8 protein-coding genes are annotated in these 12,096 nt (G+C 39.7%); 3 read left to right on the top strand and 5 right to left on the bottom strand.

Features of this window, described 5'->3' with window-relative positions:
- Nucleotides 1–98: 98 nt before the first annotated feature.
- Together P5G49_RS15055 and P5G49_RS15050 are read left to right on the top strand one after the other, a co-directional pair.
- Nucleotides 99–1,286 (top strand): HD-GYP domain-containing protein, encoded by a 1,188-nt coding sequence (locus tag P5G49_RS15055; protein ID WP_301245102.1) that lies wholly within the window; start codon nucleotides 99–101, stop codon nucleotides 1,284–1,286.
- Nucleotides 1,287–1,411: 125 nt separating this feature from the next.
- The gene (locus P5G49_RS15050) at nucleotides 1,412–2,581 is read left to right on the top strand and encodes a peptidase (protein ID WP_301245100.1); all 1,170 of its coding nucleotides are present in this window, start codon (nucleotides 1,412–1,414) and stop codon (nucleotides 2,579–2,581) included.
- Between the two features lie 63 nt (nucleotides 2,582–2,644).
- On the opposite strand, the gene P5G49_RS15045 is transcribed toward P5G49_RS15050, so the two are convergent.
- From P5G49_RS15045 to P5G49_RS15025, 5 genes are all read right to left on the bottom strand, one after another.
- Complete coding sequence (locus tag P5G49_RS15045) at nucleotides 2,645–3,910, bottom strand: S-layer homology domain-containing protein (protein ID WP_301245098.1); 1,266 nt, start codon at nucleotides 3,908–3,910, stop codon at nucleotides 2,645–2,647.
- Nucleotides 3,911–4,080: 170 nt separating this feature from the next.
- Nucleotides 4,081–5,886: a S9 family peptidase gene (locus tag P5G49_RS15040; protein ID WP_301245096.1), complete on the bottom strand. Its 1,806-nt coding sequence runs from the start codon at nucleotides 5,884–5,886 to the stop codon at nucleotides 4,081–4,083.
- Between the two features lie 162 nt (nucleotides 5,887–6,048).
- Nucleotides 6,049–6,291, bottom strand: a complete 243-nt coding sequence (locus tag P5G49_RS15035) for a hypothetical protein (protein ID WP_301245095.1) — start codon at nucleotides 6,289–6,291, stop codon at nucleotides 6,049–6,051.
- An 80-nt stretch (nucleotides 6,292–6,371) separates the two neighbouring features.
- The gene (locus P5G49_RS15030) at nucleotides 6,372–9,758 is read right to left on the bottom strand and encodes an S-layer homology domain-containing protein (RefSeq protein ID WP_301245093.1); all 3,387 of its coding nucleotides are present in this window, start codon (nucleotides 9,756–9,758) and stop codon (nucleotides 6,372–6,374) included.
- A gap of 712 nt (nucleotides 9,759–10,470) precedes the next feature.
- The gene (locus P5G49_RS15025; protein ID WP_301245080.1) at nucleotides 10,471–11,340 is read right to left on the bottom strand and encodes a YitT family protein; all 870 of its coding nucleotides are present in this window, start codon (nucleotides 11,338–11,340) and stop codon (nucleotides 10,471–10,473) included.
- Between the two features lie 358 nt (nucleotides 11,341–11,698).
- Between P5G49_RS15025 and P5G49_RS15020 the strand changes: the two genes are divergently transcribed.
- On the top strand, nucleotides 11,699–12,096 hold a 398-nt coding region (locus P5G49_RS15020; protein WP_301245078.1), incomplete at its 3' end, for a DUF4372 domain-containing protein.

The raw sequence follows: 12,096 nt of genomic DNA, 5'->3' as shown, positions 1-12,096 counted from the left end.
AGAATGTATAAATAAAATCTATTATGAAGGAAGCTAGCCATTATGAAACATCTAAGAACAAAGATTCAATTAGTCGGACATTTTAATGGGGTAGCAAGATGAAGAATACTTCTTTATTACATGAAGAAAAAAGATCTACTGTTTTATTTATGTCGCTATTTTATATTGTGTTCTTTTTATATGATATTTTTTATTATAATCTATTCCCGTTATTACCTTGGATGGCGGATGCCGTACCAGATACAATATGGTATTTTCTAAGTTTTTCTAAACATTTAATCATCATCTGTCTCATCCCTATTTCGATCTATCTCTTCAAAAAAGGAAATCCCGGGAAGGTAAAATATATTGTTGTCATTACGTATTTAGTTACTAATTTAGTAACTGATATTTATTACTACTTTGGCAAAGAAATTTCTTATTCCAGTGGCAACCTTGTAGAATTGGTTATTATATTGTTTTCGCCGGTTTTTATTAGTAAACGTTTTTTTCATCTTGTTACATGGGGATTAATCCTAAAATATATTTTGGTAGGTGTATTCATACAAGATCCTATCATTTTATTTCCAGCTACCATTGTCATGATATTGGCGAGTATTTCTTACATTCTCCTTTCTCGAATCTTAAATTACGTGAAAGCTTTAAAGAATACCTATGACGAGCAACTGGCTGGAATGGTAAAAGGAGTCATTGCCACGTTAGAGCTGAAGGACCCCTACACGCGCGGTCATAGTGAGCGTGTGGCGGAGTATGCAATGAGTCTTGCAAAAGCAACGGGAAAAGTAAATGAATCCGAATTAAATTCATTTTATTATGCATGTTTATTGCATGATATAGGAAAAGTAAATATTCCCGATACTATTTTGGCGAAACATGGTAAACTTACAGATGAAGAATATGAAGTTATTAAAACCCATCCGGTTGTGGGGGCTAAAGCTATTGAAGATGTCGAAGGAATTGCTGATCATATCGCCGTCGTTTATCACCACCATGAGAGATGGGATGGCAAGGGCTATCCAGCAGGGCTCGTAGGAGAAGAAACACCTTTCGTTGCCAGGATTACTGCTGTTGCTGATGCCTTCGATGCCATGACTTCAACAAGGTCCTATCGACCAGCGCTTCCATACGAAGAAGCTTATAAGCGAATTTTGGATGGAAAAGGATCCCAGTTCGATCCTGAATTGGTGGAAGTTTTTAAACAAGTGTTTCCAGATTGGATAACAATCTCTAAACAATATTTAAAAAATCATGCACCAAAGGAGGGACACAAACATGAAAATCCGTAAACTTAAACAAGTTAAAGTAACATGCTGGTGGTGTTTCCTATTTCCAAAATATTAAGGACTCCTACAAATGGGATGCTATCGTGAATAGCATCCTATTTTCATTTTAATGGGCGGTGGTGTTTGGTTTGAAGATAACGTTACAATCACAATTCACTCTTTATCCTTTATCCATTCGAAAAGATAAGAAGAATTATATCGTGGAAGAACCCGTCTCTGGTGATTTCTTTGAAATGCCGGAGATTTGTATCGATGCGATTGAAAGGATAAAAAAAGGCCAACCATTAGGTGAAATTGAACATGAGCTTCGGGAAAAATATCCGCATGAAGACGTGGATATGATTGAATTCGGCGAGCAACTGTTAGAATTGGGCCTTGTTCAAGAAATAGATGGAAAAAAAATGACCACGAAAAAAGAAATCCGGAGTGTTAGTGGATTTACATGGCTCCCCCCTTCTGTCGGGCGGTTCTTTTTTAATGGGATAGCAAATAAGGTTTATCTGATTTTATTGCTGGTCAATATTTCGCTTATCGTGTGGAACCCGGGATTATTCCCTCATTATCAAGATATATTTATATTCGATTCAATGATGCTGAATATCATCACCTACATGCTGATTTCACTTGTACTTATCATCATTCATGAGTTCGGACATATTTTGGCAATTCGATCCTACGATTTACCGGCTACGTTAGGTATTGGGAACAGGCTGATATTTGTCGTTTTTGAAACAGATTTAACTGCAGCATGGAAGTTAGAGCCAAGGCAAAGAAATATCCTCTATTTTGCCGGAATGTCTTTTGAACAACTATGTGTGTTACTTGCACTTGCGGTACAACTTCTTTTTCCGGAAGCGAATGCCATTTTACTTGGGATTTTAGGCATAGTCGTGTTTGATATTTTCATAAAAACCATATACCAATGCTGTTTCTATATGAAAACAGATATTTATTATTTCATTGAAAATAGTACAGGATGCTACAATTTGATGGAAAATGGGAAGCAGTTTTTAAGCAGATGGCTGCCGTTTTTAAAAAGCGATGCCGGTGATGCAGAGTCGTTCGACGGTGAGCAAAAAATTGTTCGACTGTACAGCGTATTTTATATCGTCGGGATATTGTTAACCCTTAGTCTTATACTATTTTACTTTCTGCCACAGGCTTATTATGCGTATTCAAAAGTTTTTTCAAATCTACTCTGGTCTTCGACACCAGCCGCTTTTTGGGACGCCATTGCTTTTCTTGGACAAACCGTGATATTACTTGGTTTATTCGTGTACTCTAAGAGAAAGGCGTAGGTACCTTAACAAAAAAGCCCACGAAGGACGATTTCCTTGTGGGCTCATAACTGCTACTTGATACTATTTTTTGTTCCAACCTTTTTGATCCAACCGGTAGATAATCGCCGCCAATTGCGCTCTTGTAATTGAATCATTGATTCCAAATCTTCCATTCCCATATCCCGCCATTATACCTTCTTGCCTCATTGTTTCAATGGCTATATGAGCCCAGTAGTCATTGCGGACATCTGTGAATGAATTCATATCACTTCCCGCCGACTGCGTATAAAAACCGGCATTGTAAAATACTTGTGCCATCTGTGCTCTTGTTAAAATCATATTGGGCGAGAATTGATTGGCCCCTGTACCATTCATTAGATTGTGCTGTGCAACCAAGACTATATAATCGTGTCCCCAAAAACCACTTTGTACATCTTTAAAATGGATTGGTTCAGTTGTATTCGTCAGAATCAAGAAACTGCTTATAATTTTAGCTGCTTGTGCCCTGGTCAGACTAACGTCCGGTTTGAAAGTTCCATCATTGTATCCGTCAATCCAACCTTTTTCCGCTAAAAACTCGATTTCTTCTTTAGCCCAATGTCCATGAATATCCTTGAATACTCCATTGTTAGCCTTCTCATCATACTCGTACAAATTCCATTCTGCCATCAATTTACCAACTACGTTTCGATAATAGTCCCCACCTAAGTGGTTGTAGCCGGCATTCGCAATTTCATATATGTATTGTTTTGACGCGCGTTCGTAGCTCCAACCGTTACTCAGATTGTTTGCGTAGTTTGTTTTCGCGAACCCATATCTTTGATTTTGAAGTAATGTCCCCGCTAAGTATTCAACCGCTTCCTTACGGCTTTTGAACATGCGATACCAATTATCTACTCTTTTGGATTCGTCAAAAATCAGCCTATCTACACCAAAGTCCGATAATACAGGAACTGTCCCATTGTTTTCATCAGGTTGCCCTTTCAGTTGCCATCCTTGGCTCGGACTTGTTGTCCATACCTTTATACCAAAAATATTATTGGCATTGACAGCAATTCTTGTTGTTCCGTATCCGCTTTCAATGACTGCCATTCCGATGATTGCACTCGCAGGAATGCCCCATTTTGTACTTGCCTCTGTTGCATAATTCGAAATTTCATCGATAAAATTCCGTCTGTCATTCATCGAAGGGTTGTATGTCGGCATATAAGCATTGCTGTTTCTACCAGCTTCGGAATTTTCAAATGGTAAGAGATTTTGCGAACTCGCGCTTACCATCGCCGCGTTTAGTGATAATACTAAGAGAATGCCAACGAGAACTATTGCAATTCTTTTTATTAATACCACGATTCTACTCCCTTACTATTATTCTCGGAAAGTAAATATAATATCTATCTATCATTTCCGGAATACCTATTATAATAGAAACCCCTACGCTAATGGGCTGTTAAATTTTGTAAAGTCCTTGCAAGAAACACAAAAACTCCAGTGCATCATCGCACTGGAGCATTCTACAATTATAAATAAGTATCCAAAAATTCTCGGATAGCTTGGTAGCCTTTTATTTGGTTTTCACGTTTCGTGAAGCCGTGCCCTTCGTCTTCAAATATGATGTACTCGACTGGAACACCATTCTCTCTCACTTTTTCAACAATGTCATCGGACTCCACTTGTAAAACACGAGGATCATTGGCACCTTGTAAAACCATGAGCGGCTTGTTGATTTTTTCCGCATGGAAAAGAGGTGAAATGCTACGGATATAATCGGTCTGTGTATACGGGTCACCAATTTTCTTGTACAACAGTTCGCGCATAGCCTCCCACCATGCCGGAATGCTTTTTAGCGTCCGCTCCCAGTTGGACACTCCGAATATATTGACTCCGACTTTGAATGATTCAGGTTGGAATGCGAGAGCAGCAAGCGTCATAAAACCGCCGTAACTTCCACCGATAATACCGATACGATTTTCATCAATCCGGCCTGTCCCAATTAAAAACTTCTTCCCTTCGATGCAATCGGCCAGGTCAACATCACCATGCTTCAAATCAGCTGCCTTGAAAAATGTTTTCCCGTATCCTGAACTCCCCCGGTTATTTACAGCAAGGACAGCATACCCGTGATTCACTAAATACTGGAATAGCGGATTGAAATCGACAGTTGATTGGCCTCCCGGACCACCGTGAACCCAAATGAGTGCAGGTGCTTTCTCGCCTTCCTCTAAGTGAGGCTCATAATAAATTGCCGGAATTTCAAGCCCATCAAATGAAGGATAACGAACAACCTGCGCATCCACCAAGTCTCTCTCATCAATCTCTGGGTTAAGTGTGTTTGTTAAGCAACTTAATTCCTTCGCTTCAAAGTCATATACATACAAATTCGCAGGCGCTGTTGAACGGTTTACTAAAAACGCCATATACCGCTCACTATTAGAGATCGCCAACCCACTAATCTGCCCTTCAGGAAAATTAGCTATCTCAACATTCTTTCCTGTTTCCGACTCCACTACTTTCACTTCAATTTTCCCATCATTATTAACATAATAGTAAAGGTATTTATGATTAGGAGAAAAGCGAGCGGTCAAAATATTCCAGTCTTCTTTTACTACTACTTCACTGTCCCCTGTCGTTAAACAAAGTCGCTTAACGTACATGAACTCATTATCTTCATCTGTTAAATAATACAGATGTGTAGAATCCTTATCAAATGCGACTGGTTGAAATTGTACATCGCCTTCATGCTGGGACATATGTTTTACGCCATCTTCTGACGTGTAAATATACATATCAGAATCATTAGAAGTCCGTGGCTTGTGAAGGGCAATGTATTTTTTATCATGTGAAATTGCTGAGACAAAATAGCCGTCTTCATTTTTAAATAAAATAGTTGGCTCCAATGTATCAACATTCATTTCATACAAATCCATGAAACGCGGATCCCGATTATTGGATTCATAGAAAAAACTCTTTTCATCCCGGCTCCAACGATGGAACTCTGCTTTTTCTTCTTTCCCTGGCGTCAGATCGACACTCTTCCCATCTTCAGTCTGCAAATAAAGATGTGTAATCTCATTCCCGCCCTGATCGCTTCTATACAAAAATTTGCGACCATCCGGGAAGTAGCCAACGGGTACCATAAAATTGTCCTCGGAGTGCGTCAATTGCTCTACTTCGTCTCCTGTACGGGAAAACGAATACGTATTATAGACACCCGAGCGATCGCTACCAACTAATATCTTTTCATCGTCCGGAGAAATCGATACCCCACCTAAACTCTCACAATTGATAAATTGTTCAATAGAATACTTTTTCTTTACACTAATCATTTCTCGACCCCTTTTCCCTTTTTAAAAATGCACTCTATCATTATTTTAAACTATTTAGATTAATAGGACAAATTTAATTCATTTATTAAAAGCTCCGCGAAACAATAAAAAAGACCGACCAATATGGAAAACATTGGTCGATCTGTAAAAACAAAATCATTATTATTTATTTTTGAGATACTCCATGCCTTCCGGTGTGATTGCCAAAACAAGATGATCCGCCCCTTGCCCGCTATCCGTTGCGTATCCCGCTTCGATAAGGTGGTCAATGGCTAATTTGCTATTTAAATCGGCATTCAGCATCGCTTTCGGTAAGTTATAGCTACCTCCGTTAGTGGCAAAGTGATAGTCATAAAGACTTTGCAATAGTACATCCGCTAGGTTTTTCACTTCTTCATTCATCATACCAAATCTCTCCCTTCTATTCCCCATTCTACAAAAGAGCATGAGATCCCACAATGAATATTGACTGTGCGGTATCTTAACTATCTACTATAAATAACCTCGGTGGCAGGGTTTCTTTCATTGGATAGAATCTTGTTGTCGTTCTTATCTCTGAACACTTCATTCTTATTGAACCCTTTTGGTAGTTCAAATTTGACATCGAGGGTGTCTGCCCAGAAGATTGGGTCTACTTTAATGCTATCTTTTTGGTTTAGTCTTTTATAGACGACATTGTTTGTTAGTTTGGAAGGGGCGTATGTGATTTTGGCATCTATTGCATTGATCGTTACGCCGTCAGTTGCCCCAACTCCGCCTACTACATTGTTGGTGAATACGATATTCCCCTTAAGAGTCAGTTTTTCCTTTGTTGCTTTCTTATCGGAATTCCCCACATAGATTGCGCCTAATGTGGAATCTTGAAGCGCTGAGTTCGATAGTGCCAATGAGGCCCCATTTCCGATTACCTCAATCAGATGATCTTTCATGTCTTTTCCAGAAGTGAAGTTCAGGTTGTCAATTACTACAGTTGAGCTGATCAAAAGTCCTTCAGCTCCCTTTTTCGGATCTCCTTTTGAATTAAGCGTAATCGTTTTTCCATTCCCGTTAATGGAAACTGCCTCATTAAAATTGAATGATTTATTCAATGTGAAATTATTGGCTATGTTCATCTTAGGAGTCTGCTTATCTGTTTTCGTTTTGATTGCTTCCGTAAAGGCATGTGAAAGCTCTACTTCGTTATCTATGTGGTAATACTCGTTTTGAATTTTGGTGTAGAGATTGAAATCAGCCAACTTAAACTCAAACGCTCCATTCCCCTCCGTCCAAAATGCTGGGGCTGGTACGCCTTTATATTGGTCATTGTGCTTGTTGTCTTTTCCATTTATGATGACTTTACTGTTTCCACGATCAGCGACTAAATGAATGCCGCCAAGTTGATTATTCGTTGTTTCAACGTTGGTCATTGTGACGTTTGTAGCGGTAGAAGTTTTAGATGTATATACTTGCAAACCGCCTTTATTGGAATTGGAGAGCTTTACTTTATTCATAGTAATGAGGGACGTGTTGTCTGTTACGATATTGAAGCCTTGGAAGTTGGCAACTTCGGTATTATCAAACGTAACACTGTCAGCATTGACAAGAATCCCATGGCCTCGGGTACTTGAATGTCCGACCAACTTCACATTTTGCAGCTTTGCATTCTTTGCATTTTCATCAAATGTAATGGCAGCTTCCTCAGCTCTGTACCTAAATCCGTCAGAAACTTTAATTTCAGCCCCATTGATGGCTTGAATCTTTACATTTGGATAGTTGATGGTAACGTGTTTTGTGATTGTAATGTCTCTCGAAATCACTATTTCCGGAACCTTCAATGAGATTGCTCTTTGTAATTCGGTTTCATTCGTAACAGTTCCTGTAGGGACAGAAATTTTTGTTCCGGCAATGGATGTATATGAACCGCTTGTGCCTACAACAGAGAATGTTGTGTTATTCAGGAACGTTACTGTATTGTCCGTAAAATCAGTTGCAATTTCCAATCCCAAACTGCTGACCCGATAAGTGATTTCAAACACTTTATTCCTTAAACGGATATCCTCGTAGAATGTAATCGTCTTATAGTTGCCACTTGTAGCAACTGTCGAGTAGGAGGTGGAGTATTGGTTCTTTCCTTCATTCCAAACGAACGTCCCCGCCTGGCCGTTCGTGTACGTTCCATTGGCAATTGAAAGATTGGTCAATTCCAGTGTTTGGTTCGACTTCACATCGCCGAAGTACATCGGTGTTTTCGTTGTCATCTTGTATTTCGTAGGATTTTGGTCAAACGTCATGGAAATAGCTCCATTTGCGTCCATACTTGCAGTTCGAATCGTAATGTCATAGACGGCTGGCGGCGCATAAGGAGGCGTGCGATCCGGGTTTAGGGCCCCGTTAATGCGGTCGATTCGGTACATTGCAGAATCGTAGTTCCGGATGACATTTCTAATGGTAGTATTCCAAGGAATGAGTACATTTGTCACCCAAGTTTGCGTTCCTACATTCACATAGCCGTCTCGTGGAATGTCTAATACAGATATTGTTCCAGATGTATTCAGCGTCACAAGGCGGTTTGTCAGGATGGTGACGTTTATAAACGCACCCGATCCATTTAATGTAACATCCCTATTCGTTGCAACTGAAAGTTTAGGGACATTATTTGAGTAGATAGCTACTTCCGATACCGAGCCCTCTACTGAAACCTCATTGACCCGGGAAGTATCATTCGTTCTGAACGTACCATTTGCCTTCATTGTGATCGATTGTGCGAATGATTTGTTCGTAAGTGTGAAATTCGTGTTGGATTTGGATAGATGTACTGTGTTTAAAGTGGAGTTATTGAATGTGAAGTTTAGCGTGCGATTCGTAGGAGTAGTGTAATCATTAAGTGTAGTAGAACCTTTGATGTTAAGTGTATCTCCAGTGAAATAATTTTGTGTTCCTGAACTGAAGCTTACATTTTTATTAACTGTAAGATCCCTGACATTTAGGTAATCGGCATTAATGGTAAGGTTGCCATTCAAGGTCGTGTTGTTTCCGTACAATGTGATGATGTTGGATGAAGTTCCAGAGTTCTTGAGTTCAAGTGTTGTGATGGACGTTATAGCGCCCTTGTCGTGTTCGAACGAAATGGTAGCGTTTCTCAATGCATTGAAGTTTTGGGATGAAAAGAAATAACGCAAAGAAGTTGGAATCTCATAGAAGCCCTTATCCGTTTGCAACGTGTATCCATCGAAGGTTGAAATCGTCGCATTCACCGTGTCAGTCCGCTTCGTTGCCAGCATGCTCCGGTGTACAAACATCGCCATTTGCCCGCGGTCTACAGTTTGGTTTGGTGCAAATCGGGTAGGCGTTACTCCAAAAGTGATTTTATTGTCAATTAAGGACTGCAAATATACTGCGTAAAATGCATTTGTTGGAACATCAGAGAATTTCACTGAACGCAATGGCTGCTTTTCAAGCTCATAAGCAAGCGCTAAAATCTTCGCCATCTGCCCACGGCTTAGTGGATCATTCACCCCGAAATTACCGTTCGAATACCCATCAATGATGCCGGCATTGTAAAGCGCCGCAACGTATTTGTAAAACCCGTGCGTTGTCGGGACATCATGGAAACGCGGATTCTTCACATTGTTCAAATCCAAATTCAACGAAGTGGCCAAAATCTTCGCAGCCTGGCCGCGTGTCACCTTTTCTGAAGGTTTGAACGTCCCATCTGCAAAACCGTTAATAATGCCTTTGCCCGATAAATACATAATCGAATCGTAAGCGACATGACTTGATGAAACATCCTTGAAATACGACGGAGCGGCAGAAGCAACAGCAGGTGCAACAATCGCACTTGTCACCACAGCAGCTGACGTCAACAGCTTAAAATTTTTATGTTTACTGACCAAATAGTTTCCTCCTTGTTGTTCATTTCATAGATTCACAGATTAGACGATGGTAATCTTTATAAGTTACGGGAGGTATTAACCATCTTTATGTAATGTATCGTAAGTAACATAGGACTCTATGGGAAGTCTGCGCGGTTCTATGAGAACTTCAGAATACATCAGCTGAATTTACGAAAAAAAGAGGTGTTAGGTTCCGCGAATCAACCTTCGCTAAGAACCCAACACCCCTACCCCTATTTTTTTATTTTGAAGCCCTCTACCACAATCATTTAGTCAGTGAAGTTTCTTTGGGGTAGTAAAGATCCTAATGGTAATTCTGTTAGATCTACCCAATATTTAGATAGTCCACTATGGGTCTTAAGCTGTCTGGAAACCAAATGACCATAACAATAAACGTGATAATTAATACTCCAAGAATCACATACAAGGTTATCGCTACCGGTTTTGGCAGTTTGCTTATCATATAAAATATATAAGTATACATGATTATTACTAAAATCCCCAAAAAGACCAATTTAAATGTCTCCATAAGCTAACCCACCTTTGAAATTGTCGGTACCTGTGCAGCAAACATTCATGATTATTCAAGCAATTCGTATGAATATACAACAAAAAATTACAAACGCCTTTCTAACAAGCTTCTTATTGAGTATTTATACAATTGTAGTGAATTAACCGAATAGTCTTTTGCACAGGTACCCAAAGGAAGCTATCAATGGATATTCCGCTTACTGAAGTTTCCTCCTCGTACTTCGGCAACTTCATAAACAGTTACGAACGCTTTCGGATCAATTTCGAGAATGATTTCTTTCATCTTACTGTCTTCGAGGCGGTTGATAATACACGTAATTTCCTTGAACTGTTCATTGGAATATGCACCTTGAACGTTGCTAAATGTCGAACTGCGACCAAGGCGGTCACGTATTGTTTCCACCATCTCTTCCGGCTCGCTTGTTATGATTTTATACATTTTGGAGCCGCTCAGACCTTCTTCGACGATGCTGATTACCTTAGTGGCGATATAGTATGCAATTGCGGATAGGAAAGCACCTTGAAGGCCGAAAACAGTCGAGACGATGGCAAAGACAAAAACATTCAAAAATAGGATTAAGTCGCTTGTACCAAATGGCATTCTACGCGAAAGCAAGACAGCTAACATATCGATTCCGTCAAGCGCGCCCCCATTACGCAGCGCTAACCCCATTCCGAAACCAAGGATGATCCCACCGACAACTGTGACTAATAGTGTATCCCCATGAATAATTGTAGGCACATGGTGCATCATGCTTGTGCTGACTGCGAGCGTAGCAATTCCCAATACGGAATAGAGTGCAAAGCTTTTTCCGATCTGTTTATAGCCTAAAAAGACAAAAGGGATATTCAGAATCGCGATAAGTAGTCCCAATGGAAAACCGAATAATTGCGAACCCACGATGCTAAGACCTGTTACGCCCCCGTCTGAGACTTTATTGGGAATCAGCACAGATTCTAATCCGTAAGCGGCAATGATTGCACCAAGCATAACCATTGCACCTCTAAAAAGGACCCTGACAATTGTTGTTTTTTGTTGTGTCTTATTCATGAATTGTTTCCTCTTCTTGTCCGTTTGTTCCATTGTACGCTATTCATTATTAAGCTGTCATTTTTGAGGTACCTGTGCAGCAAACATTCATGATAATTCAACTAATTTGTATAAATATTCAATAGAAACTTAGAATCGTCTTTACATCAATCTCCTTGTTGAATTTTTATACAATTGAACCGAATAAACAGAATAGTGTCCTGCACAGGTACCAAACACTACCGTTGCATAACAAGAAATAATAGGAAAATAATACATTTTATTCAAATGAACTGCTTGAATAAAAACAAAAAAGCTCCTAATGTAGATAGTGAACGACGACTAAATCAGATCCCTACACTACAAAAGGAGCAAACCCATGAAAAGTGTAAACCAGAATTTAGTCTTTCGTCAACTCCTATCGAATTTGCCTAGGAATGTTTTAGATTGCCCATTGATGAATTATGACGCAAAAAAGATCACAGATTTCTCCTTAGTAAAGATTTTTATCATGGCTCTTCTGTGCAAATGGGAGAGTCTAAGGGATATAGAGATCGGTATCCGTTCAAAAGAAGATTTCCAAAGGGAAATTGGAGTTGAATCCATTAGTTATTCGCAAATTAGCCGTCGGCTAATTGAATTGAATACAGCGGATTTAGCGGACCTTTTGGGTAGATTGGCTAGCCACTATTGGTCTTTGCAAAGGAATGCCAAAGGTTTGATAGAGAATGTAGGCCCTATTCGAATAATAGATGGCACCTACATCAAGCTACCCAA

This window comes from Sporosarcina highlanderae (assembly GCF_030433715.1).
Lineage (GTDB): Bacteria > Bacillota > Bacilli > Bacillales_A > Planococcaceae > Sporosarcina > Sporosarcina highlanderae.
The sequence above is the reverse complement of the archived record's forward strand: the minus strand, read 5'-3'. Positions and strand labels throughout refer to the sequence as shown.

Excerpts from the sequence above, each read along its gene's own strand:
- P5G49_RS15055 (WP_301245102.1), top strand. The coding sequence starts at position 99 with ATGAAGAATACTTCTTTATTACATGAAGAAAAAAGATCTACTGTTTTA.
- P5G49_RS15040 (WP_301245096.1), bottom strand. The coding sequence starts at position 5,886 with ATGATTAGTGTAAAGAAAAAGTATTCTATTGAACAATTTATCAATTGT.
- P5G49_RS15035 (WP_301245095.1), bottom strand. The coding sequence starts at position 6,291 with ATGATGAATGAAGAAGTGAAAAACCTAGCGGATGTACTATTGCAAAGT.
- P5G49_RS15025 (WP_301245080.1), bottom strand. The coding sequence starts at position 11,340 with ATGAATAAGACACAACAAAAAACAACAATTGTCAGGGTCCTTTTTAGA.